This window comes from Paenibacillus glycanilyticus (genome assembly GCF_051200795.1).
Lineage (GTDB): Bacteria > Bacillota > Bacilli > Paenibacillales > Paenibacillaceae > Pristimantibacillus > Pristimantibacillus glycanilyticus.
In genome coordinates, this window is record NZ_CP195155.1 from 3,199,935 (window position 1) to 3,223,113 (window position 23,179).

Annotated in this window: 21 protein-coding genes; 17 read left to right on the plus strand and 4 right to left on the minus strand. The window is 51.0% G+C overall.

Going from position 1 to position 23,179, the window contains the following annotated elements; all coding sequences use genetic code 11:
* Window positions 1-4: 4 nt before the first annotated feature.
* Together ACR9FF_RS14695 and ACR9FF_RS14700 are read left to right on the plus strand one after the other, a co-directional pair.
* Window positions 5-538, plus strand: coding sequence for a cysteine hydrolase family protein (locus ACR9FF_RS14695; protein WP_435171887.1), 534 nt, complete (start codon window positions 5-7; stop codon window positions 536-538).
* 80 nt (window positions 539-618) lie between these two features.
* The gene (locus ACR9FF_RS14700) at window positions 619-1,584 is read left to right on the plus strand and encodes an acetylxylan esterase (protein ID WP_435171888.1); all 966 of its coding nucleotides are present in this window, start codon (window positions 619-621) and stop codon (window positions 1,582-1,584) included.
* A 59-nt stretch (window positions 1,585-1,643) separates the two neighbouring features.
* Here the strand turns inward: ACR9FF_RS14700 and ACR9FF_RS14705 are convergent, their stop codons facing one another.
* Window positions 1,644-3,395, minus strand: coding sequence for a fibronectin type III domain-containing protein (locus ACR9FF_RS14705; RefSeq protein WP_435171889.1), 1,752 nt, complete (start codon window positions 3,393-3,395; stop codon window positions 1,644-1,646).
* Between the two features lie 331 nt (window positions 3,396-3,726).
* On the opposite strand from ACR9FF_RS14705, the gene ACR9FF_RS14710 reads away from it, so the two are divergent.
* From ACR9FF_RS14710 to ACR9FF_RS14740, 7 genes are all read left to right on the plus strand, one after another.
* Complete coding sequence (locus ACR9FF_RS14710) at window positions 3,727-4,230, plus strand: TetR/AcrR family transcriptional regulator (protein WP_307719630.1); 504 nt, start codon at window positions 3,727-3,729, stop codon at window positions 4,228-4,230.
* A 138-nt stretch (window positions 4,231-4,368) separates the two neighbouring features.
* On the plus strand, window positions 4,369-4,974 hold the full coding sequence (locus ACR9FF_RS14715; protein ID WP_435171890.1) for a pentapeptide repeat-containing protein: 606 nt from the start codon (window positions 4,369-4,371) through the stop codon (window positions 4,972-4,974).
* 228 nt (window positions 4,975-5,202) lie between these two features.
* Entirely contained in the window at window positions 5,203-5,586 is a 384-nt protein-coding gene (locus tag ACR9FF_RS14720; RefSeq protein ID WP_127492227.1) for an Rrf2 family transcriptional regulator, read from the plus strand.
* A 111-nt stretch (window positions 5,587-5,697) separates the two neighbouring features.
* A complete protein-coding gene (locus ACR9FF_RS14725) occupies window positions 5,698-6,609 on the plus strand; it encodes an NAD(P)/FAD-dependent oxidoreductase (protein WP_435172119.1) in 912 nt (303 codons plus the stop codon).
* Between the two features lie 72 nt (window positions 6,610-6,681).
* Complete coding sequence (locus ACR9FF_RS14730; protein ID WP_435171891.1) at window positions 6,682-7,698, plus strand: ion channel; 1,017 nt, start codon at window positions 6,682-6,684, stop codon at window positions 7,696-7,698.
* A gap of 21 nt (window positions 7,699-7,719) precedes the next feature.
* The gene (locus ACR9FF_RS14735) at window positions 7,720-8,346 is read left to right on the plus strand and encodes a methyltransferase domain-containing protein (RefSeq protein WP_435171892.1); all 627 of its coding nucleotides are present in this window, start codon (window positions 7,720-7,722) and stop codon (window positions 8,344-8,346) included.
* An 80-nt stretch (window positions 8,347-8,426) separates the two neighbouring features.
* Entirely contained in the window at window positions 8,427-9,563 is a 1,137-nt protein-coding gene (locus ACR9FF_RS14740; protein ID WP_435171893.1) for an NAD(P)/FAD-dependent oxidoreductase, read from the plus strand.
* 68 nt (window positions 9,564-9,631) lie between these two features.
* Here the strand turns inward: ACR9FF_RS14740 and ACR9FF_RS14745 are convergent, their stop codons facing one another.
* The gene (locus ACR9FF_RS14745; protein WP_127492235.1) at window positions 9,632-10,411 is read right to left on the minus strand and encodes a phytanoyl-CoA dioxygenase family protein; all 780 of its coding nucleotides are present in this window, start codon (window positions 10,409-10,411) and stop codon (window positions 9,632-9,634) included.
* A gap of 128 nt (window positions 10,412-10,539) precedes the next feature.
* On the opposite strand from ACR9FF_RS14745, the gene ACR9FF_RS14750 reads away from it, so the two are divergent.
* Together ACR9FF_RS14750 and ACR9FF_RS14755 are read left to right on the plus strand one after the other, a co-directional pair.
* The gene (locus ACR9FF_RS14750) at window positions 10,540-11,427 is read left to right on the plus strand and encodes a helix-turn-helix domain-containing protein (RefSeq protein ID WP_435171894.1); all 888 of its coding nucleotides are present in this window, start codon (window positions 10,540-10,542) and stop codon (window positions 11,425-11,427) included.
* Between the two features lie 94 nt (window positions 11,428-11,521).
* Window positions 11,522-12,511 (plus strand): glycoside hydrolase family 43 protein, encoded by a 990-nt coding sequence (locus ACR9FF_RS14755; protein ID WP_435171895.1) that lies wholly within the window; start codon window positions 11,522-11,524, stop codon window positions 12,509-12,511.
* Here the strand turns inward: ACR9FF_RS14755 and ACR9FF_RS14760 are convergent.
* On the minus strand, window positions 12,495-13,370 hold the full coding sequence (locus ACR9FF_RS14760; protein ID WP_435171896.1) for a helix-turn-helix domain-containing protein: 876 nt from the start codon (window positions 13,368-13,370) through the stop codon (window positions 12,495-12,497). The two genes, ACR9FF_RS14755 and ACR9FF_RS14760, sit on opposite strands and share 17 nt — an antisense overlap.
* A gap of 181 nt (window positions 13,371-13,551) precedes the next feature.
* On the opposite strand from ACR9FF_RS14760, the gene ACR9FF_RS14765 reads away from it, so the two are divergent.
* On the plus strand, window positions 13,552-16,239 hold the full coding sequence (locus ACR9FF_RS14765) for a family 78 glycoside hydrolase catalytic domain (protein WP_435171897.1): 2,688 nt from the start codon (window positions 13,552-13,554) through the stop codon (window positions 16,237-16,239).
* Window positions 16,240-16,288: 49 nt separating this feature from the next.
* On the opposite strand, the gene ACR9FF_RS14770 is transcribed toward ACR9FF_RS14765, so the two are convergent.
* The gene (locus ACR9FF_RS14770) at window positions 16,289-17,674 is read right to left on the minus strand and encodes a catalase (protein ID WP_244935521.1); all 1,386 of its coding nucleotides are present in this window, start codon (window positions 17,672-17,674) and stop codon (window positions 16,289-16,291) included.
* Window positions 17,675-17,921: 247 nt separating this feature from the next.
* On the opposite strand from ACR9FF_RS14770, the gene ACR9FF_RS14775 reads away from it, so the two are divergent.
* The 5 genes from ACR9FF_RS14775 to dgoD all read left to right on the plus strand — a co-directional run bounded on the left by ACR9FF_RS14775 (window position 17,922) and on the right by dgoD (window position 23,170).
* Window positions 17,922-18,173, plus strand: coding sequence for a YolD-like family protein (locus ACR9FF_RS14775; RefSeq protein WP_127492250.1), 252 nt, complete (start codon window positions 17,922-17,924; stop codon window positions 18,171-18,173).
* Window positions 18,174-18,191: 18 nt separating this feature from the next.
* The gene (locus ACR9FF_RS14780) at window positions 18,192-19,085 is read left to right on the plus strand and encodes a LysR family transcriptional regulator (protein WP_127492252.1); all 894 of its coding nucleotides are present in this window, start codon (window positions 18,192-18,194) and stop codon (window positions 19,083-19,085) included.
* Between the two features lie 166 nt (window positions 19,086-19,251).
* Window positions 19,252-20,442, plus strand: coding sequence for a M20 family metallopeptidase (locus tag ACR9FF_RS14785; protein WP_435171898.1), 1,191 nt, complete (start codon window positions 19,252-19,254; stop codon window positions 20,440-20,442).
* Window positions 20,432-21,856: a YfcC family protein gene (locus ACR9FF_RS14790; RefSeq protein WP_435171899.1), complete on the plus strand. Its 1,425-nt coding sequence runs from the start codon at window positions 20,432-20,434 to the stop codon at window positions 21,854-21,856. Before ACR9FF_RS14785 ends, ACR9FF_RS14790 begins: the two co-directional genes overlap by 11 nt.
* 165 nt (window positions 21,857-22,021) lie before the next feature.
* Window positions 22,022-23,170, plus strand: a complete 1,149-nt coding sequence (gene dgoD, locus ACR9FF_RS14795) for a galactonate dehydratase (RefSeq protein WP_201005308.1) — start codon at window positions 22,022-22,024, stop codon at window positions 23,168-23,170.
* Window positions 23,171-23,179 lie beyond the last annotated feature (9 nt).

Below are 23,179 nucleotides of genomic sequence, written 5' to 3' on the forward strand. Positions count from 1 at the left end.
TGAAATGCAAGTGAGCAAGGATACTGCGTTAATGGTTATCGATGTTCAGAACGGCATGTTTCTGGAGGAGTATCCCATCCACGAAGAGGAAAGGCTGTTAAACCGTATTAACCTGCTTCTCGCCAAAGCGCGGGAAAGTCAGATTCCGGTTATCTATGTGCAGCATAACGAGGAACTGGGAACACCGCTGGAGACTCATTCACCGGGATGGGAGATTCACTCCGCGGTCGCGCCGGCTTCTCAAGATCTTGTTATTCAGAAATACGTGCCGGATTCTTTCCACGAGACTAATCTTCAGGAGGAACTGACCACCAGAGGGATTAATAAGCTGGTTCTGTCCGGTCTGCAGACGGATTGTTGCATTGATGCGACATCCCGGCGAGCGGTTGAACTGGGCTACGACGTGACGGTAGTAAAGGATGCTCACAGCACATGCGGACAAGGCTCCCGCACTGCGGCGCAGATCGTTGACGAGTATAACCAGTCATTTGCCGAACGAGTAAATCTCATCGAAGCATCAGAGATTGAATTTAATTAACTCCATTAATTATAGGTTAAATTTTTAATTAACGAAGTTAATTGTTAATCACACGAATAACGAAGGAGTTTGCCGAAGAGATGGGTTATATCGAAGAAGTAACCAAGGACTTATATCATTACCTTCCTCCATTAACGGGCAAGGATGACCTCGATTCGTTCTGGAGCGCGACGGTTGAACAGGCAAAGTCAGTGCCGCTTCAGCCGGAACGGACAGAGATTAATTATTCTAGCAAGCATGTCAAGGTATATGATATCGCGTTTAACGGCTTGGATGAGACGAGAATCCGCGGCTGGCTTATTGTCCCCGCCTTTCTGAAGCAAGAAAAATATCCGTGCCTTATCCATTACCATGGCTTCTCGGGAAGCCGGGGAGAGCCTGCCGGCCATATGCATTGGGTGATGATGGGCATGGCTGTTCTTGCGGTGGACTGCAGGGACCAGGGAGGCCAGACGGGCAACAGCGCGAGCTATACGCATGGCTTCCTCTCGAATGTCGCCAGCAAAGGCGTACATAACAAATGGGAATATTATTACCGGTATGCTTATATGGACTGTCTGAAAGCTATCGATTTTGCATGCGCGCAGGCGGATATTGATGCCGACAAATTGATCATCGAAGGCGGAAGCCAAGGCGGGGCTCTCGGCATGGCAGTTGTTGCGCTGGACAACCGTCCGAAGCTCGCCATGGTGGATGTTCCGAGCAACAGCAATCTGGTAGCCCGCATTGAAGGGAATCACGGGGCGTTTGGCGCGGTAGCCGAATATTTGAAACGGCATCCGGAACAAACCGATCTTGTCATGGACAACTTAAGCTATTTCGATACGATGAATCTGGCTCATCGGATTGCTTGCCCGGTGCTGGCATCGGTTGCGTTAAAGGACGAAATCTGCCCGGCCCAAATGTATTTTGCCACCTACAATCGCATTCAAACGGAGAAAGAGATCGTCATTTATCCGTTTAACGGGCATGAAGGCGGAGGCGGCAGGCAGACCGAGGTGAAACTGGCCTATCTAGCCGAGCATTTCAGCGAATGGTTTGAATAGGGGAAAGCAAAAGGAGCTTATGACCGACGATATCTCGTTGGCATAAGTTCCTTTATGGTTTATGGCAAAGTTGCGAGATACGGCTTCACGGTTCTGGCCAATAAATAACTGCTTGATGCGTCCCAGTTAATCGACCAGGTCATCGCGCCGCGGAAATCCGGATATTTCGCAACCGGCTTATACGTGCCGCAGTCGCTTCCGGTAGCCAGACATTTAACCGCCTGGTTCACAACCGCGGGAGCGACGTAACCGCCGCCTGCCGCCGATGTCGTAGCCGGTACGCCTATACCTAGCTGCGATGGGGCAACCCATTGCAGCGTAAGGTCGGAAAGGGCGGTCAGGAAATCAACGGTGCCTTGGGAATAACATTTGCCGTCACGGCCCAGCATGCAGCCGGAGTTATAGTACTGAACATTAATGACCGAAGTGATATCCTTCAGGTTGTTATAAAGCTGCATATAAGAGGTATTCGCATTTTGCATGTCAATGGTTTGCGGCGCCATGGTCAGAACAAAGCCGGAGCCGACCTTTTGCTGAAGCTGGCGGACCGCGGAGGTGAGATTCGCTACATTCATGCCGTTCTCCAGATCGATATCGATGCCGTCGAAACCAAACTGGGTAATGAGACCGTACATGCTGTCGACAAAGTTAGTTACGTTAGGCGAAGCGTTATTCAAATTAATGTTGCCTTTCTCGCCGCCAACGGACAAAATGACTTTTTTTCCTTGCGCATGCTTTTGGCTGATATCGTTAATAAGATTGGCGTTGGTATAGCCGCCAAGCGCCGAGGACAAGCCGGAATCCACGCTGAACGTGACTCCGCCGGGTTTGGCTGAGTCCATTTCGGCAAAGGACACAACGATAATATCGTATTCGCTTGGGACATCGCCAAGCTTTACGTTAGTAGCTCCATTCACGAAGTTCTGCCAGTAGCCGGTCAAGGTATGCTTAGGCAGGCTGCCGCCGCCCGTACTGGCTGGACTTGTAGTAACGCTTAACGTGTTGCTTGCCGCGGATACATTGCCGGCCGCGTCTTTTGCTTTGACCGTAAAGCTATATGCCGTAGAAGCGGTGAGACCCGTAACCGTAGCGGCTGTGCCTGTAACGGAAAGGGCGAGCGTCGTTCCTCTATAGACATCATAGCCGGTTACGCCAACGTTATCGGTGGCAGCATTCCATGCAAGCGATACGCTGGTTGAAGAGGTTGCCGTTGAACGCAAGCTGGCAGGGGCCGAAGGGGCCGTCTGGTCGGCCGCCGGGGCTGAGGTTGTGGCACTGACCGCCGTGCTGGCTGCCGAGGCGTTGCCGGCCGCATCCTTTGCTTTTACGGTATAGGAGTAGGAAGTATTGGCGTTAAGTCCCGTATTGGTAAATGTAAGAGTGCTGCCGTTCGTGCTGCCCGCAAGGGCGGATCCGCGGTAGACATCGTAGCCTGTTACTCCGACGTTATCGGTGGATGCATTCCAGGCGATCGTAACGCTGGATGAAGTAGTCGAAGTAACCCTGACATTGCCAGGTACGGTTGGTGCAGAGGTGTCTCCACCGCCTCCGCCCTGCACAGGGCTCCATAAGGCAGGAACAACGGGCGGTTCCCAACCGGTGAGGGAGGTGTGGCTCTGAATGCATTTGTAGGTGGTGCCGTTGTATGTAACGGTGTCGTTAACGGCATAGGACACATTCGGAGCCCAGGTACCGCGGTCTGCGGCGGTTGCCGCCGCTGGAATAAACGTCAGCAGCAGGGAGAGAGCCAAAACTAAGAATAGTAGTCTGCGGGTGAAGGCTTGATGAGGGGAGCTAGCATGTTTCATCATGAATTCCTCCTATTCAAACTGAACTATCTTGCAGGACTATTATGAAATGGCAAAAGGTTTCTCTCAAGGAGGAAAAATCTGTGATCGCGGGATACAATTTCATTCGCGGAGTGACGCGATATGCTTACCCCGTATTAGCGTCAGCTCTAATTATTTGACAAGCTGTCTATTATCCGTTAGGTTTGCAACTTTTTTTCTGCCGAGATGATGCTATACTAATAGGACTGGAACTTGCGATAAACCGATAGTCATGAGGTGTAGTAGGACAATGAACGAGAATGATCTTAGAATAATAAAGACGAAGAGGGCTTTGCACGAGGGTTTGCTAGCCTTGCTTAAAAAGCAGACATTGGAGTCCATCTCCGTCTCCGTGCTGTGCCGCGAAGCCAGCGTGAATCGGGGGACCTTTTATTTGCATTACAACGATGTAGGCGCATTATTCGACGAGCATCTGAATAGCTTGCTCAAGGATCTGGAGGAGTCTTATTACGAGCCTTACCGGCATGTGAGCGAACTCAATCACAGCATGATCGATCCTGGAACCATCCGGATTTTCCACCATGTGAAGAAGTACCAGCCCTTCTATGAAATCGTGTTTGACAAAAGATCTTCCATTTCCTACTACTACTCCTTATTCGAGAAGATCAAGGCACTTATCGTTGAAAGTACGGGGCTTAGCGGACAGAGCAATGCGTTTATCGTTGCCTATCAGGTAAATGCAATCATGGGACTGCTAATTCAATGGAATGAAGAAGGCTTCAGCCAGACGCCCGAGCATATGAGCGAGCAGTTGAGTTATATTTTCAGAACGCTGTATCAAGCCCCAACCCATTAAAAAGAAACCGCGCATGCGGTTTTTTTGTTTTGCTCCGCATAGAAAAATAAATCGCTTGACTTACCGCCGCGTTCATACGGGGGCTTGACAACCGTGTGCTATAGTAAGAAGCGAATGAACGTTTCATGGGAGGAAAAAATGTTCCAATATAATGATCAAACCTATACAAGCGTTAATTTTGGCACGCAAGATTTAAGATTCGGCGAGTTGATCAATTGTACGTTCGTCCGCTGCTCGTTCGCAAGCGGTTCGCTGGAAGAACTGAGCTCCGTAAACTGCAGGTTCGTCGAATGCGATTTCCGCGGCGCTATGCTAAACGGGTCGATTCATAAGGAATCCGCGTTCGAGAATTGCAATTTCAGCGGGGCAAATCTGTTTGTCGTGAAATTTGACGCCTGCAAAATGACGGGCTCGGATTTCACCAACTCCACGATGGACGGGATCAGCATCATCCAAGGCGATTGGTCATACACCAATCTGCGTCATGTTCGGCTGGTGAAGCAGGATCTGAGGGGAATCAAGTTTCATGAGGCCGATCTGTCCGGCGCGAATTTGGAGAAAGCCGATCTTCGGGACTCCGATCTGTCGATGGCCGTGCTGGCCAAAGCGAAGCTGCAAGATACCGACGTAAGAGGGGCAAAGATGGAGGGTGTGGATTTCAAATCACTCTCGGTTGCCGGCTTGCGAATGGACCGTGAGCAAACCGTCTTATTCGCAATGTCGCATGGGGCGAAGGTAAAGTGAGGCAATTTTAGCGGGGAGAGGTAGAGATGAAGAGAACAACCATTTCAAAAATGCTCGTTATCGCCCTTGCGCTTAGTATGGCGGCCATCCTGCTAAGCGTATTTGGTTTGGGTTATTTACTCCGTACGGTTTGAAATTTGTTTGCGGGCGAATAAAAAACCGCTTGACGGTTCATTCTAATCAAAGCTATTATAGACACATTAAGTCTGTGATTAGGAGCTCATCAGCATGAAATATTCAAAAGCGACGAACTACGCCTTGCACACCATGGCCTTTCTCATTGCCGCTGCACCGGACAGACCGGTTGGGGTTCAACAGCTTGCGGATAAGCAAGGCGTATCGCCTACGTACCTTTCGAAGATTCTGACCAAGCTTGTCAAAGCGGGGTTGATTGAGTCGGCTTCCGGAGCAAATGGCGGTTACCGCGCGAGAGGGAGAAAGGAAGACATTTCTTTTCTGGACGTTATTCAAGCGATTGAAGGGACCACTTCGATCTTTGAATGCTCCCACAACGAGAATCCGGAATGCCGTATCCATCAGGTGATGCTGTCGGCTGAGGATGCCATGGATCAGCATTTGAGAAATACGAAGCTTGTGGATCTGATGAAATAAAGCCGCATTGCCTTGGCTTTTATCGAGGCAATGTCCTTTATTTATTTTAATTACGGATATTAAGAGTCTATAAAGTCTGTGAAAATCGTTAACAAGGAGGATTATTCAATGATGAGATACGATGTTGCCATTATCGGAGGCGGGCCGGCTGGCCTGAACGCGGCACTGGTGCTGGGCAGGGCAAGAAAGACGGTTGCTCTATTTGACAACGCGCAGCCAAGGAATAGAGTAACGCATGCTTCCCATGGATTTATTACGAGGGACGGGGTTAAACCTGCGGAATTCCGCCGCATTGCGTATGAAGAAGTACTTGGTTATCCGACTGTTAAGCATTGGGAGATTGCTGTGACGGATATCCGGAGGACGGAAGATGGATTCGTCATTGACACTCCGACAGGAGAAGAGGTTCAAGCGGGCAAAATTATTTTGTCGGGAGGACTAAGAGAAGAACTGCCCGAGATTAAAGATATCAAGGATTATTACGGGAAAAGCTTATTCGCTTGCCCCTTCTGCGACGGCTGGGAGTTAAGAGATCAAGCGCTGGTTATCATTTCGGATCAACCGCATGCCTTCCATAAAGTCAAGCTGCTTCAGAACTGGAGCCGCGATTGTATCATATGCACGAATGGAACAGCAGCAGCCCTGGATGCTGAACAGCGTGAGCAGCTTGCAGCCAGAGGCATCTCCGTAATCGATACGCCAATCTCGACTTTGTCCGGTAACAACGGCATGCTGGAGCGGGTTCATTTTACGGATGGTACGTCGATTAAACGCAGCGGAGGCTTCATTGATCCGGCCCAGATTCCAAACCTCGACTTTAAAAAGGCATTGGGTTACGAAACGAATGACACCGGGGCGATTATTACGAATGAGATGGGGAAAACGACTGCTGAAGACGTGTATGCCGCGGGGGATACCGCTTATGTGATGCCTTCGCAATTGATTTATGCCGCAGCTTCGGGCAGCAAGGCGGCCATGGCCGTAATGGCGGATCTCACGGAAGAGAATTGGAAGCGACTGTAAAGGTTTTTTTGTCGTCCTTGCCGAATACATTCGGGATAACAATTCCCAATTTATTCGGAGGAGGACTGCGATTTGCCTTTCTTTTTGAGGACAATGATGAAGGTGCTGCGGGTACCCAAACGAACCATCTTTATCGTGGTCATCGCCTTTGTACTCGGCAGCGCCAGCATTGCATTTGCCATAGAGCCAACAACCTTTCATACTTGGTTTAACGCGCTATATTGGGTCATGACCACGATGGCGACGGTAGGGTATGGCGATTATTTCGCCAAAACCGTATGGGGCAAAATTTTTACTTTGTTTATTTACGTGTTCGGCATCGGTCTGCTCAGCTTGGTTATCGGCAAAATTATCGATCTTTTATCAACGGTATACAAACATTGGGAGGCAGGGAAATTGAATTTTCACGGAAAAGATCACATCATCCTTATCAATTGGAGCAAGAAAGCCCAATATGCGATTGAAGAAATTTTGTCCTTCTCGCCATCCTCCCATATCGTTGTAATCGATGAATCCGACAAGCACCCGGTTATCGATCGTCAGGAGATTCATTTTATAAGCGGAGACCCTTCCTCGGAAGAGATCCTGGAGAAGGCGATGCTCAAACAGGCGAAAGCCGTTATTATATTTGCGGATACAAGGATCGACGAGCCGGCGCTTGCGGACGGCAAGACGCTCTTGATCGCTTCCAGCATTGAACGGCTCCATCCCGCCATCCATACAACGGTGGAGATTACGCAAGAGAAGAATACGAAAAATTTCCGGCATGTTCATGTCAATGATTTTGTCCTATCCTACGATGCCGTCTCCAGGCTGGCGGTCCGGGCAGCTCTTCAGCAAGGAAGCTCGGAAATTATTAACCAGTTAATCCGGCGTGAAGTGGGAGACGATATTTATGAAATTCCAGTCAGGCCGGAATGGAAAACCTATAAGGATGCCTTCCAGGGGGCATTGGAGTATGGAGCAACGCTCTTGTCCGATCGGGGGGATCTTGGCATAAACCGTAAACTAAACGATCCGATTCCGGAGGATGCCAGATTATTTGTCGTATCGGATGAGCAGACTTACCGGAGGCTGCTGGCAATCTAGAAGCTATAAGGAGATCGAGGAATGACCGAATTTTGGGAAGCAAGCTTTATGGAGAATCAGGCGATGTGGGGCTATGAGCCTTCCGACTCGTCTATCCTGACCAAGGACTTTTTCCTTGAAAAGAACGTAAAGGATATCTTGATACCCGGTATCGGGTATGGGAGAAACGCAAAAATATTTATAGACAACGGCATTCAGGTAACGGGGATCGAGATTTCCGAAACGGCCATTAACCTTGCAAAAGAAGCCGGGCTGCCCGTTCCCGTCTATCACGGTTCGGTAGAGGAAATGCCTTATGATAACCGGCTGTATGACGGGATATACAGCTACGCGCTTATTCATCTGCTAAGTCCGGAAGCGAGAGAAAAGTTTATCAAGGACTGCTATAACCAGTTAAAACCGGGCGGTTATATGGTTTTCACTACCATATCCAAGGATGCTCCGATGTACGGAAAGGGCAAGCAGCTGGATAAGGACTATTACGAGATCATGGGAGGTCTCAGGATGTTCTTTTACGATGCTGATTCGATTCGGCAAGAGTTCGGGCATTACGGGCTGTTCGAAATAACCGAAATTGGAGAGCCCAACAAACACGCTCCCGATAAACCTTCCTTCCATTTTCTAATGGTAAAATGTCAAAAACGATAATTGACGTGCGAAACGGCAGCCTTTGCTGTCGTTTTTGCGTTGCGGACCGTTATAATAGATAAGGTGGAAGGAGTGTTTTTGTGAAGGTTATCGTTATTGGAGCAGGGATTCTTGGGGCATCGACGGCTTACCAATTGGCGAAGTCCGGCGCCGAGGTTCTGATTATAGATCGCAAAGACAAAGGACAAGCTACGGATGCCGCGGCCGGCATTATCTGTCCATGGCTGTCGCAAAGACGGAATAAAGCGTGGTACGAGCTGGTCAAAGGCGGGGCGCGTTATTACCCGGCGTTAATTGCGGAATTGGAAGCAGAAGGGGAAACGGATACCGGCTACGCCCGGGTTGGGGCTCTCAGCATACATACGGATCCGGATAAAATCGAAAAAATGTCGGAGCGGGCTTACGCCAAGCGGCAAGACGCGCCTGAAATCGGCAGTATCGCTACCCTTGACGAGAAAGCAACAAGGGAACGGTTCCCGCTGCTGGCGGAAGGCTATTCTTCCGTTCACATTGGCGGAGCTGCGCGGGTGGACGGCCGGGCGCTTCGCGATGCGCTTATCCGGTCGGCGATTCGGAACGGGGCGGAATTTATTGTCGGTGACGCCAGAATGGAATACGAGATGAACAGGGTTACAGGCGTAACGATAGGATCGACTTTCTACCCGGCAGACAAGATTGTCGTTTGCGCCGGAGCTTGGGCGGGGGCTTTGCTGCAGCCTCTTGGCCTGAATTTCCAAGTCAGCTATCAAAAAGCACAAATCATGCATGTAGAGCTGCAGAACAAAGAGAATCAGACCGGAAGCTGGCCAGTTATTATGCCGCCGACGGATCAGTATCTTCTGGCCTTTGAGGAGCAAAGGATCGTCATTGGAGCGACTCACGAAAACGACATTTCCGGTTATGATACGCGGGTAACGCCCGGAGGTATGCAAGAGATATTAGATAAGGGACTTACTCTTGCCCCGGAGCTTGCAAACAGTACATTCCTGGAGATGCGCGTGGGCTTCCGGCCTTTTACGGCAGATTTTCTGCCGGTGTTTGGTGCCGTTCCGGGTTGGGATAATCTACTGACGGGCAACGGATTAGGCGCTTCCGGCCTAACGGCAGGCCCGTTTATCGGCAGCCAGCTTGCGAAGCTCGCTTTAGGGATGGAACTAGAAATTGATCCGGCTCTTTATGAGGTGCGTAAAGCATTGGGACAGCCTAGCGCTGAATAGAGGAATAGAGAAATTGAGGAATAGAGGAAAGGCAGTCCGATGGACTGCCTTTTTTTGCGATTTTATTTTTATTTCGCTTGAAGGGTATGGTTCGCGTGATATTCACGGTAGATCGGATTTTCGCCGCATATCATAAGACCTTGTCCCCAGTTGACATGCGTGTCTAAAGTTGGGACATCCATCGGATCGCGGTATTGGAACAGAACGTTGCGGCGGTTGCGGGTACTGCGGTTAACGTCCGAGCCGTGAACCGTCAAATAGTTGAAGAACAGAACGTCGCCGGCTTTGGCAGGGCAAGGCGTCGCCATCGAGATCGGATATTCCCGGTGATCGAGGTAATGGCGTCCGACATGCGGCATCATGCCGTTCTTATGCGTGCCCGGAATAACGCAGAGACAGCCGTTCTCCATATCGGCGTCATCCAGGTGAACGCTTGCCGCCAGCATGGTGTGGCTTGCATGCGGGAAGTATGGCGCGTCCTGATGCAAAGGGAAAGCGGCGCCGTTTTCAGGCGGCTTAACAAGCATTTTGCTATGGTGAAGCTGAACGTTAGGGCCAATCAATTGGGACAAAACAGCAGCCATATTCGGATGAATAGCCGCGCGCATGAATGCCGCATCATGGTATTGAACGTCATGGAAGCCTTTCAAGACAAGCTTTTTCAGCTGCTCCGGCGGAAGGTAGTCACCTTGCCAGGCTGCGTTAGAGTCAAACTTCGATTGTGCGGCACGGCTCAGAATGCCGTCAATGGCTATTCTCATGTCTTCAACCTCTTGCTGCGAGAATAAGCCTTGGACTAACAGATAGCCATTTTCTTTGTAAAATTCTACATCGTTTTGAGTAATCAATTTTATTCGCTCCTCTGCTTGATGGATTGGTAAGCGATTACTTATACTCTGATTATAGGATTGCTGGCATCGGGTGTATTTAGCTAAAAAAGCCATCCTTTTAAGAATTTACGCCAGGATGTGACAAGATGAACATAGAGGCCATTGAAAACGGCAGCCGTTTTTTGAATGAAATGCTTACGAAATGCAAGGCAAGCGGACTTGCCTTTAAAGTCCACTACTGGGACTTGCGCCCGCAGCATTACAGCAATCACATCCATAAGCATTCTTACTACGAAGTTTGCTACGTGTTGTCGGGCGTAGGCGAATACCAGGATGAGGATACCGTTTACGGACTTGAGGCGGGGACATTGTTCGTATCCCGGCCCGGTGTCTGGCATCAGATCCGAAGCGAGAACGGAATGGGGCTCATGTATGTAGCTTACGAGCTTGATCCGGAGAGTTCGCGCGAAGAAGATTTCCGCCGCTATGGCCGTAATCTGGAGACGGGCAATGTGGTATTTAAAAATGCGGACTATACAAGGTCTATCCATTACTGGCTTGGGTTGTACCATCATGCCTCATGCCAGCCATACAATGAAATCGAGGATCTGACCATGATGGCAGGCATCCTGCTCACGAGTCTGGTCCAGCCGTTTGGTCAGGAGGGCAATGTCTCCGCGCCGAGCCCAGCCAGGTCGACAGATTCAACCCGTTATGCGGTTCTGCGCCAGTCTAAGCAATACATTAGAGATAACCTCTCCCGGCCGCTTAAGATTGAGGAGGTTGCGGATTATATGAATCTGTCGACCAGGCAGTTATCCCGCTTGTTTCAGATGGACGGTGGAGATACGTTCCTGTCATATTTGCGTAATGAACGGTTAAAGCATGCGGAGATTCTATTAAAAACCTCTATTGCTTCGCTGAAGGAAATAGCGGCGGATTCCGGGTTTCAATCCGTTCATTATTTTACGAACGTATTTACGGAGCAGATGGGGATGCCGCCCGGCGAATACAGGAGACGGCATCTGGACTAAAAGTTCGAGTTAAACTTGGGTACCTTTAGAGGAATAGCCGGCATGATACAGAAATGTTCAGAGGGATTACAACCAATAGGAAGGGATTGTTGATATGAACGCGTATAACACGGCTTCAGATGTTGCAAACCCGAGTACAGGCCATTCGCTTGCCGATATTCCGGCGCATGACCCGTTTATAGTAGCGGATAAGACTACGGAAACCTATTATTTGTATACGGGCGGCGGCCCGAGAATCCATGGAATGGACCGTTATGGCGTTCTCGCATATAAAAGCAAGGATCTCTCCAAGTGGGAAGGACCATATGTGGTCTTCGCGATTCCCGAAGGAATATGGGCGAATCCGAAGCATGGCGCATGGGCGCCGGAGGTTCATGCCTATAACGGCCGATATTATCTCTTTGTTACGTTACATAATAACGACAAGAAGCTGGAAGGAGAGGGGAACGGCGGTTATCCGCTTCAATGGCGCGGCTCCGTTATCGCTGTTTCCGATTCCTTGGAGGGGCCATTCGAGATCATCAAGCGGGATGCTCCGGTTCCGCCAGAAGAGCATATGACGCTGGACGGCTCCTTGTATATAGACGAAGAAGGGAAGCCCTGGATGGTGTATTGCCATGAGTGGGTGCAGACGGCGGATGGAACCGTTGAGGCCGTGCGGTTAACCGATGATCTATCCGATCGGGCATCGGATCCAATCCATCTGTTTAACGGCTCGGACGCTCCGTGGGATAATGGCGAGCATAAGGATGGCGGGGCGCCGTCTGTTTATGTGACCGACGGCTGCCAGCTGTACCGGACGAAGGAGAACCGGCTCGTCATGTTATGGTCGACTTACGATAAAGGCAGCTATGTCCAGACGATTGCAAGATCGGCAACCGGCAAGCTGGAAGGACCGTGGGAGCAGCTGGAGCCGCTTGTTTTCGACGACAGCGGACATGGCATGTTCTTCCAGACCTTTGACGGGGAATGGAAGCTGATCCTTCACTCTCCGTTCAAGATGCCCGATTCCCGCTGCAAGCTGTATGATGCGGTGGATGATGGGGATACGTTCCGGATTAAGCAGCTTACTTATTCAACATAGCATCGCGATACTGCCGGGGGGTAACCCCGGTTTTTTTCTTGAACAAACGGTAGAAGAACTTTAGGTCCGCATAACCGACGATACCCGCGATCTCTTCAACGCTGCCGTGACCGGCGGTTAAGAGGCGGCATGCGGCATCCATGCGGATGCTCTGCACGTATTCGATCAGGCTCATCCCGGTATGGCGGCGGAACAGGCGGCTGAACTGCCTTTCGCTAAGCCTGGCTTGGGCCGCGAGTTCGCCTAGCTTAAGCTCAGACGAATAATTCCGGTCAATATAAGCGATGGCTTCGTCCACGCTTAACCATTGCGGCCGGTCGCCGGCCGGGGCAATGATATGCTGCTTATGCCGATAGAGTCCCGTTAATATCCGCATAACGAGAGAGGCAAGCACAACCATATATGCCGGCGGCTTGGCGGCAAACTCCTGATAGAGCTCGCGGAACATCGCATGATACTCTCCCGTGGAATCCTTGACCGAGAACCAGGATAGACTCTCATCCGAGAAACAGTCTAAAATTTCAGCGGCATAAGGGAAGCCATCCCGCAATTCGCTCATGAAAGATGCCGGCAGCAAACAGTTGTAGACGATTAGAGGCCGGTCTTTTTTAGGCGTTTTCGGCCGGAAGACATGGCTTTGCCCGACGGGGATAAAGAACAATGTTCCATGCTCAACCGGAACGGCTTCGCCGGCAATATAATGAACGCCGGCACCTTCGCTGACGTACGTAATCTCGACAAATTCATGCGAATGCTCATCCATGTCAAAGCTTTCGTAGGCGCGGTTTACGTAGAGCGGTACGCCGGGCTCGAAAAAAGACGCGGCTGACATCACATAGGAGCTTCGTTTGATGCTCATCGTCCATACTCCTTTCAGCGACTAAAGCTATTTGTCTCTATCGTACGAAACCGTTTGCAAGATGTCCAGATCCACCCATGAAATTGTCCGGATCATCCCCTGAATGTGGATCTCTCTTGCCATACAATCAAGTTAATGATGCTGCATGGCATACAAGATTGCCGGAAGGGGAAATTCGTATATGACTTTGTTGCAAGTAAACCATTTGCGTTGTGAATATCAGCATAATCCAATCGGACTCGGAGCGATATCGCCGCGCCTCAGCTGGCAGCTTCAATCCGCTGACGTCCATGTGATGCAGGTCGCTTATCAGATTCAGGTATCCTGCGGTTTGGTAGGATTTGATGAGCTGGAGCTGGTCTGGGACACAGGCCGCGTGGAATCGGAGCAATCGACGCTGATCGAATACGGCGGGCATTCGCTGCAGGCTAGAGGCCGTTACTATTACCGGGTGAAGGTATGGGATAACAAAGGCAACGAATCGGAATGGAGCGACACTGCATATTGGGAAATGGGCCTTCTCCAAACCTCGGATTGGGAGGCGTCCTGGATTACGCCAGATGCGACGGCTATCGATCCGCAGTCGGAGGAGATTTTTATGCTCCGCAAAAGCTTTGCGGCACGCCATAACATCAGCCGCGCAACCTTGTACGCGACTTCGCTTGGACTATACGAATTGGAGCTGAACGGCAACCGAGTTGGCGATTGGGAATATACGCCGGGGTGGACGAGTTACTCCAGCAGACTCCAAGTACAGGCTTATGATGTGACGCAGCAGCTTGCGGCAGGGAGCAATGCAATCGGTGCTTCACTCGCGAACGGATGGTACAAAGGCGACTTGGCTTGGAACAATCAGAAAAGCATTTACGGCAACATTCGCGCTTTGCTCCTTCAGCTTCATATCGACTATGACGATGGAACGGCGGAAGTAGTCGCCAGCGACGCGTCTTGGCACGCGGCTACCGGTCCGATCCTCATGTCAGAGCTGTATCATGGCGAAACCTACGATGCCCGGTTGGAAATTCAGGGCTGGTCGGAGCCAGACTTCGATGATCATTCCTGGGCTGGCGTAACGGAGCTTGCCCAATCGAAGGATATCCTGGTCATGCAGGAAAACGAACCCGTCCGCATAACCGAGAAGCTAAAGCCTATCGCGCTTATTCATACCCCTTCCGGCGAAACGGTGCTGGATATGGGCCAAAACATGGTCGGACGCCTGCATTTCCGCATCGAGCTGCCGGCAGGTACGGAGCTGTCGATTCAGCATGCCGAGGTGCTGGACCGGGAGGGCAACTTCTATATCGGCAATTTGCGCAAAGCGAAGCAGACGGTTCGATATATTTGCAAAGGCGGAGAAGAGGAATACGAGCCGCATTTCTCGTTCCAAGGCTTCCGTTACGTGAAAATTATGGGCTGGCCGAAGGATGCCGCGCTGAACCTGGATCAATTCACCGGACATGTCCTTCATACGGATATGGAGGCTTCGGGTGCTTTCGAGTGCTCTCATCCTCTGTTAAACAAGCTTCAGCAAAATATTATCTGGGGACAACGCGGCAATTTCCTCGATGTTCCGACGGACTGCCCGCAGCGCGATGAACGGCTTGGCTGGACGGGCGACGCTCAAGTCTTTATCCGTACGGCCGCATTCAATTATGGCGTGGCTCCGTTTTTCGCCAAATGGCTTCGCGACCTGAAGGCAGACCAGCGCAGTGACGGGGGAGTGCCGTTCGTTATCCCTCATGTGCTGGACGAGAATTCTCATTCTTCCGCAGCTTGGGGCGATGCCGCGGTGATCTGTCCATGGACGGTGTACCTCAGTTACGGAGACAAGCGCGTGCTTGAAGAGCAATATGACAGCATGAAGGCGTGGGTCGAGTACATTCGCAAGCAAGGCAGCGACGAATACCTCTGGAATACCGGCTTCCACTTCGGAGATTGGCTGGGCTTGGACGCCAAGGAAGGGGATTATGTCGGAGCAACGCCTAGAGATCTGATTGCAACCTGCTATTATGCCTACTCTACGGAACTCTTCGTCAAAACCGCCGAAGTGCTCGGCCGCACGGACGATGCGGAGCATTACCGCGAGCTGTACAACCAGATTGTATCAGCCTTCGAGCGTGAATTCCTTACGCCTAACGGAAGGCTTGCCGCTCATACGCAGACCGCTCACGTTCTGCCGTTGATGTTTGGACTTGTCAAAGGCTCGGTGCGAGATCGGCTGGCCAAAACGCTGGCGGACTACGTAACGGAGCAAAAGTTCCATCTAACGACCGGTTTTGTAGGAACGCCTTACTTAAGTCATGTTCTGTCGGAGAACGGCTATCACGATGTGGCGGTTAAGCTGGTGCAGCAGGAGGACTATCCGTCCTGGCTCTATTCCATTCACCAAGGGGCAACTACGATTTGGGAGCATTGGGATGGCATTAAAGCGGACGGTTCCTTCTGGAGTGACGATATGAACTCCTATAACCATTATGCTTACGGCTCTATCGGCGAATGGCTGTACAGGGTTGTAGCCGGACTTGATCTGGATGAATCTCAGCCGGGCTATAAGCGCATTATTTTCCGTCCGCGCACGGATTCTGGCCTTACTTACGCCAAAGCCTCCTATAAATCCGTTTATGGATTGATCCGTAGCGGATGGAGTACGGGCGTGGACGGGGCTGTGAGCTACGAGTTTGAGCTTCCTCCCAACACGACGGCGGAAGTGAGATTGCAAGGTGCGCTGCCTGATGCCATCTCGGTTAATGGCGCCGATCTTAGCTTGGCTCCCGGCGTTATCGGTTTCCGGGAGGAAGGCGGATTGCTAGTGCTTTCCCTTGGGTCAGGAACCTACCGTATTTATGCCTCAGCCAAAGTAACCGCGTGAAAAACAAAACCGTTCCCTTTTTCCGGGAACGGTTTTTTGCATGTAAACGTCAGCTTTTCTGAGCGTGAATTTGCTTGGCGACGCGTTCACCTAATTCGGTTGAAGCTTTGCTTAAATAACCGAGTACAATGGCTTGGGTTTCCTCGCATGCCGCGGAGAGATCGCCGGCCAGATTTTTGACGAGATGATCCTTCTGTACAGGCTGCAGACGATCGTAATATTGACCCGCTTGCGTGAAATCATCGGACTTTGGAATGTCGGACCTCACAAGATGCCCTTCCACGTACCGTCCGTTGCCGCTAGTCTGCATGGAGCCCGGAGTCCAGTTCGCCTGATGATTGACCGGCACCTTGCGGAAGTCCGGCCCGATCCGGTGACGCTGCGAATCTGCGTATATATTCGAACGTCCTTGCAGCATTTTATCATCCGACAGCTCGGCGCCATCCAGCAGATTGGATGGAGAGAAGGCAAGCTTCTCCACCTGCTCCTGATAATCGTCCGGATTCTGGTTGAGGACAAGCTTGCCGACCGGCAGAAGCGGGAACTGATCCTCATCCCAAATTTTCGTATCGTCGAGCGGATCATAAGGAAGGCTCCCCTCATCCGAAGGATCCATCAGCTGGACGTATAAGCCGTACTCTACCGTTTTTCCGCAAGCAAGCGTATCGTACAGATCCTGACCGGCGTAATCGGGATTCTTGCAGCTTAGTTCCGCAGATTCCTCGGCGTCTATGGTCTCGACACCGGCATAAGGAATCCAGTGGTATTTAACATAGGTTCGGACGCCCTGCGCATTCCTCCAGACGTACGTATTAACGCTATGCCCGGGAATATGGCGGAGACTCTTGACCGTTCCGGCATCGGAATACAGCCATACGATAAAATGAGTGGATTCCGGCGCTCTTGCGATAAAGCTCCAGAACCTCTCTGGGTCAATTAAATTATTGATAGGCGAAGGCAAGAAAGCCTGTATGGATTCCGGAAAACGAATAGGGTCTCTGATCAGAAAGACGGGAATATGATTGAAAACCAGGTCGAAGACACCTTCGTCCGTATAAAATTTGGTCGCGAATCCGCGTACATTGCGGGATGTATCCGGGGTTCCCTTATTGCTGACTGCAAGGGAGAACCTGACCGTAACGGGGACCTGATGGCCAGGCCTTTGCAAGAAACACAGCTTCGTATGGGCGGCCATGGAATTTACGGTCTGAAAGTAGCCAAAAGCGCCCCAGCCTTTGACATGTACGGGTCTTTCGAGAATTTTGTTATGTATAAAGGTCTCCATTGTCTCATGCAGCACGCTGTCTTGTTCGAGAATGGGGCCGCGAGCGCCTACGGTTTGCGAATGGAGAGCGGCCGGACTGTCAATCGCGCTCCATTGCGATGGCGATAAACCATGGTGATGCTCTTTTTTAGCTGATTTCTGCTTAGGCATCGGGGCATTATTCTCCGGAAAACCTTGATTATTGTCCATCTATATACCTCCTTCATCAATCTCTTGCCACCTTTATGTCTATTCTCGCGAGCGAAGTAAAATGCGTTTGGAATATGGCCTATTATTCAATCCTATCGGACGGAGGCCGGATGGAAGATTTTTTTCACCCCAATCGGACATTAAATCTTCCGGGATATGTTATGATTGGACAACAAGAGGAAAGGCTTAATGGAGGTAATAGACAAATATGGCGAAAGCAAAAGTGCCAAAGCGTCCAACGAGGGACGAGTTTGTACTGGAAGAGATAGGGAATCAGTTAAGCGAAGCTTTCTATGAAACGTCCACGATCGTCCTTACCGTATGGGGCAGGGAAGAACCTGTTCAAGGCGTTATTACGGCGATGGATTCAAGGACGGGCAAAGTCCATATCGAGACGTCATCGGGATTGGATAAAGTCCCGTTTATGGATATTATGAATGTCAGCTATCCGAGGAATTAAAAAGGAGCTCGTTAAGGATTGGACGATAAAGACACGGTTATTCTGCAATACGTAGCCGAGGAACAAAGCTTGACGAAAGCGGCGGAAAAGCTCTATATGACGCAGCCTGCCTTAACGTACCGGATTCAGCAGATGGAGCGGGAATTCGGCGTTCCGCTTATTGTCAAGCATACAAAAGGAACGTATTTGACGCCGGAAGGCGAGGCTCTGGCCTCCTTTGCCAAGAAGATGCGCGACGAGATGGCAGCGATGAAAGATTATCTTCTTAACATGAGGAGTCACGTAAAAGGCACGCTTCGTCTCGGAGTAGCCAGTTATTACGGCTTATACAAGCTGCCGCCTCTGCTTAGGATGTTCAAGGATCTGTACCCCGAAGTGCAATTCCACGTCACCTGCGCTTTAAGCTCGGAGATTCTCGATTTGTTAACCGAGCAGGAGATTCATATAGGAATCGTGCGCGGAAATTACCAGTGGCAGGAAGCGAAGGAGCTGCTTCATGACGAGCCCATCTGCCTGATTTCCCGTGAGCCTATCCATCTTGACCGGCTTCCGGAGCTGCCTCATATCCATTACAGCGAACCCAAGTCCAAGACGGTGCGCGCATCCGCGTCCACATTGGGCAATACCATTCGGGAATGGTGGCATGAGCATTATCAGGTTCCTCCGAACATAGCCATGCAGGTCGATGCCTACGAGACTTGCAAGGAAATGGTCAAGCAAGGGCTTGGCTATTCCATTGTACCCGGCGTATTCGTTTCACCGGAGGATGGTTTATATTCGCTGGAATTAAAGCAGAAGAACGGAGAGCCGATCCGCAGAAACACATGGATGTTATACCGGAATCAGACGCGCGAGCTGGCAATCGTGGATAGATTCGTTGATTTTATGACAAGCGAGCATACACGCACATGAGGTCCTGCATGAGAGCATGCAGGGCTTTTTCATGTTCCCATGACCCATAAAAAAAGTTATGCGCTTCCCCAAAAAACAATTAATTGTACTTATCTGGCCGGTTTCCTTATTATTTGATACATATTGATGCATAAATATACGGCATTTTAGGATAGGTGGGAACTTGATGGGCAACAAAGATTCCAAACGACGGATTGCGCAGGCGGTAGATTCGCTTGACGCGCAGCTGCGTGAGCTGTCTCTTCGCATTCATGCGAATCCGGAACTTAGCTTCCACGAGCATAAAGCGCAGCAATGGCTCACGGAGCCGCTGATGGAAGCGGGCTTTGCGGTGGAAAAAGGGATTTCGGGTCTTGAGACTTCGTTCCGCGCAACTTGGGAAGGGGCAGCAGGCGGACCAACAATAGCGCTGCTGGCCGAATACGATGCGCTTCCGGGACTTGGCCATGGCTGCGGCCATAGCTTGATCGGAACGGCTGCGGTTGGCGCCGCCCTCGCGCTTAAACGTACTTTCCCGGAGCTGCCCGGCAAAATCATCGTGCTTGGCACGCCTGCCGAAGAGGAAGGCGGCGGCAAAATCATCATGTGCAACGACGGAGTATTTGATGAAGTTGACGCGGCGATGATGGTTCATCCGCAGAACAAAACGATGGTGCTTCGAGGCGCGCTTGCGTGCGTGGATGCCACGTTTACGTTCCACGGAAAACAGGCCCATGCCTCCTCCTCGCCGGAAAAAGGAATCAGCGCGCTTGACGCTCTAGTGAACGCCTATGTGGCAATCAATTCCTTGCGCCAGTTTATGAAGGAGGATGTCCGGATTCACGGCATTATAACGAAGGGCGGGGACGCGCCTAACGTTGTGCCCGAGCTGACCGAAATGGTGTTTATTTTGCGGGCATCCACCGTGCAGGAGCTGGAGACGGTCCGGGAAAAGGTATACCGCGCCGTCCGCTGCGCGGCTGAAGGCGTAGGGGCAACGGTCGACATTAAGGAAGGTCTGATTTATGCGGAGCGGAACAATAATAAAGAATTGGCAGGCTTATTCGCACGCAATCTGGAGGAAGAGCTTGGCCTTGAGGTAAACGATCCCCCGCAGAAGGGCGGCGTTGGTTCCTCGGACATTGGCAATGTCAGTCAAATGACCGCTGTTATCCATCCTTATATCCGGCTTGGAGAAGCAACGACGCATACGCCGGAATTCGCGCGTCTCGCCGGCTCGGAGGAAGGAATGATTCAGCTGAACCAATCGGCGAAAGCTCTGGCTATGACCGCTTACGATCTTTGTTCGGACCGTGATGCATTAAGGCTTGTCCGCAAAGAGTTCGAGGAATGGAGCAATTCTAAAAATGGGGGATAAGACAATGAAAGACCCGACTAAACCGGCATCCCGGCTATGGTTTAAAATGCCTCATACGTATGTCATTCTTATTTTTCTCGTATTTGTCGCTGCCGCTTTGACTTACGTGGTTCCGTCAGGCGAGTTCGAACGGGCCGAAGATCAGGCAACGGGCAAAACGCTTGTTGTGCCGAATTCCTATCACGAAGTCGATGCCAGCCCCGTAAGCTTGGTAAGCATCCCGAAAGCCATCGTTCACGGACTAGTGGATTCCGCTGACGTCGTCTTTTTCATCCTTATTATTGGCGGCACGTTCGAGATCATCTCTTCTACGGGGACAATCGAAGCCATTACGGGCAGGGTTGCCAAAAACTTCGCCAATAAAGGCAGATGGGTTATCCCGATCTTAATTATGCTGTTCTCGGTTGCCGGATTTACGATGGGCATGTCGACGGAAGTTATGGTCTTCGTGCCAATCGGTATTGCCGTTGCAAGAGCGCTTGGGTTTGATGCGCTTACCGGGACGGCGATGGTCTCGCTTGGTGCCGCGAGCGGGTTTACCGCAGGCATTCTGAATCCGTTTAACGTGGGACTGGCGCAAGCCATTGCCGAGGTTCCGTTATTCTCCGGGGCATGGCTGCGGATTATCCTTCTCCTCTGCCTCATTACGGTAACAAGCTTGTATATTGTCCGTTATGCGGGCAAGGTTCGTTCGAATCCGGAGAAAAGCCTCGTTCGCGATCTCGAAAAGGAAGTCGTGACGAAAGAGCTTGATCTGAACAAGCTTCCCTGCATGCAGCTTAAGCATTATCTGACATTGGCAGTTGTCATCATTGGTTTCGCTACTCTGATCTGGGGAGTATCGAAGAAGGACTGGTGGATGGAGGAGCTTGCCGCCTTGTTCTTGACGATGGGGGTCGTGAGCGGATTTTGCGCGGGATACGGACCAAGCCGGGTTGCTTCTGAATTCGTAAAAGGCGCGAAGGCGATCACATACGGAGCGTTAATTATCGGTTTTGCCCGGGGCATTATGGTTGTATTGGATCAAGGCAGCGTTATCGATTCCATTGTATACGGCTTATCCACTCTGGTTGGCGAGCTGCCGGGTCCGGTGCAGGTGCTGGGCATGTACTTGTTCCAGAACGTTATGAACATCTTTATTACATCGGGCACCGGGATGGCCGTAACTACGATGCCTATCATGGTGCCGCTGGCGGATCTCATCGGAGTAACGCGTCAGACGACCGTGCTTGCCTTCCAGCTTGGCGACGGATTCTCGAATATGATCCTGCCAACCTCTTCGGCACTCATGGGGAGTCTGGCGGTGTCCGGCATTCCGTATCAGAAGTGGGTAAAATTCTTCTGGCCGCTGATGTGCATGTGGATCGTAATCGGAGCGGTTCTGATGGTTATTGCCCATATGATTCATTATTAAACGTGAAACGTGCCGTCCTCTTGGACGAGCACGTTTTTCTTTTTGGCTCAGGGGGGAAATGCCGTACCGGCGAAGAATAAGTTACGGGAATTGTTTTTTTGATTCATGTGACCGCTTTCAGAACTGCTTTATTTCAATCACTCACTCACTTTCCGGGAGGACATTATGAAAATCCAAAGCTATGAATTGTTCCAAGTTCCGCCGCGTTGGCTGTTCCTGAAGATTGAAACGGATGAAGGCATTACGGGATGGGGCGAACCTATCGTGGAAGGACGCGCCGAAACGGTAAAAGCTTGCGTTCACGAGCTGATGGAATATTTGATCGGCAAGGATCCGATGCGAATTGAAGATCATTGGTCGATGATGTATCGTTCGGGATTTTACCGGGGAGGCCCAATTCTGATGAGCGCGATCTCGGGAATTGACCAAGCCCTGTGGGATATAAAAGGGAAATTCTATAACGCTCCAATCTATCAGCTGCTGGGCGGCGCCTGCCGCGATACCATGCGCGTATATTCCTGGATTGGCGGAGACCGTCCGGCCGAGGTGGCCGAGGAAGCGAGAAGAATCGTTGCCGCCGGATTTACCGCAGTGAAGATGAATGGCACGGAAGAGCTTCAATACATTGATTCTTACGACAAAATCGATGAGGCCGTTGCCCGAATCGCAGCCGTACGCGATGCGGTAGGGTCATCCATTGGGATCGGAATCGACTTCCATGGGCGCGTCCATAAGCCAATGGCCAAGATTTTGGCCAAAGAACTTGAGCCTTATCGCCCGATGTTTATAGAGGAGCCGGTATTGCCGGAAAATAACGAAGCTCTTAAGGAGCTAACCAAGCATACGTCTATTCCGATTGCGACCGGCGAGCGGATGTTCTCGCGCTGGGACTTCAAGCAACTGCTCAGCGATGGGGCGGTGGATATTATCCAGCCGGATTTGTCGCATGCAGGCGGAATTACCGAATGCAAAAAGATCGCCTCGATGGCGGAGGCCTACGATGTGGCGCTCGCGCCGCACTGTCCGCTTGGACCAATCGCTCTGGCCGCTTGCCTGCAGGTGGATGCGACCTCCCATAACGCTTTTATTCAAGAGCAAAGCCTTGGCATTCATTATAACGAGACCGGAGATTTGCTGGATTATCTGAAGGATCCTGCCGTATTCGACTATCAAGATGGGCATGTGACCATCCCGCAAGGCCCGGGCCTCGGAATCGAAATTAACGAGGAGCATGTCAGACAAATGGCTGCGGTCGGGCATAACTGGAGAAATCCGGTGTGGCGCCACCGTGACGGCAGTATTGCGGAATGGTAGAATGGGGAA

What these genes read in the sequence shown, in the direction of transcription:
- ACR9FF_RS14695 (WP_435171887.1), top strand. Translation starts at nt 5, where the DNA reads ATGCAAGTGAGCAAGGATACTGCGTTAATGGTTATCGATGTTCAGAAC.
- ACR9FF_RS14700 (WP_435171888.1), top strand. Translation starts at nt 619, where the DNA reads ATGGGTTATATCGAAGAAGTAACCAAGGACTTATATCATTACCTTCCT.
- ACR9FF_RS14705 (WP_435171889.1), bottom strand. Translation starts at nt 3,395, where the DNA reads ATGATGAAACATGCTAGCTCCCCTCATCAAGCCTTCACCCGCAGACTA.
- ACR9FF_RS14715 (WP_435171890.1), top strand. Translation starts at nt 4,369, where the DNA reads ATGTTCCAATATAATGATCAAACCTATACAAGCGTTAATTTTGGCACG.
- ACR9FF_RS14720 (WP_127492227.1), top strand. Translation starts at nt 5,203, where the DNA reads ATGAAATATTCAAAAGCGACGAACTACGCCTTGCACACCATGGCCTTT.
- ACR9FF_RS14725 (WP_435172119.1), top strand. Translation starts at nt 5,698, where the DNA reads ATGAGATACGATGTTGCCATTATCGGAGGCGGGCCGGCTGGCCTGAAC.
- ACR9FF_RS14735 (WP_435171892.1), top strand. Translation starts at nt 7,720, where the DNA reads ATGACCGAATTTTGGGAAGCAAGCTTTATGGAGAATCAGGCGATGTGG.
- ACR9FF_RS14750 (WP_435171894.1), top strand. Translation starts at nt 10,540, where the DNA reads ATGAACATAGAGGCCATTGAAAACGGCAGCCGTTTTTTGAATGAAATG.
- ACR9FF_RS14755 (WP_435171895.1), top strand. Translation starts at nt 11,522, where the DNA reads ATGAACGCGTATAACACGGCTTCAGATGTTGCAAACCCGAGTACAGGC.
- ACR9FF_RS14760 (WP_435171896.1), bottom strand. Translation starts at nt 13,370, where the DNA reads ATGAGCATCAAACGAAGCTCCTATGTGATGTCAGCCGCGTCTTTTTTC.
- ACR9FF_RS14765 (WP_435171897.1), top strand. Translation starts at nt 13,552, where the DNA reads ATGACTTTGTTGCAAGTAAACCATTTGCGTTGTGAATATCAGCATAAT.
- ACR9FF_RS14770 (WP_244935521.1), bottom strand. Translation starts at nt 17,674, where the DNA reads ATGCCTAAGCAGAAATCAGCTAAAAAAGAGCATCACCATGGTTTATCG.
- ACR9FF_RS14775 (WP_127492250.1), top strand. Translation starts at nt 17,922, where the DNA reads ATGGCGAAAGCAAAAGTGCCAAAGCGTCCAACGAGGGACGAGTTTGTA.
- ACR9FF_RS14785 (WP_435171898.1), top strand. Translation starts at nt 19,252, where the DNA reads ATGGGCAACAAAGATTCCAAACGACGGATTGCGCAGGCGGTAGATTCG.
- ACR9FF_RS14790 (WP_435171899.1), top strand. Translation starts at nt 20,432, where the DNA reads ATGGGGGATAAGACAATGAAAGACCCGACTAAACCGGCATCCCGGCTA.
- dgoD (WP_201005308.1), top strand. Translation starts at nt 22,022, where the DNA reads ATGAAAATCCAAAGCTATGAATTGTTCCAAGTTCCGCCGCGTTGGCTG.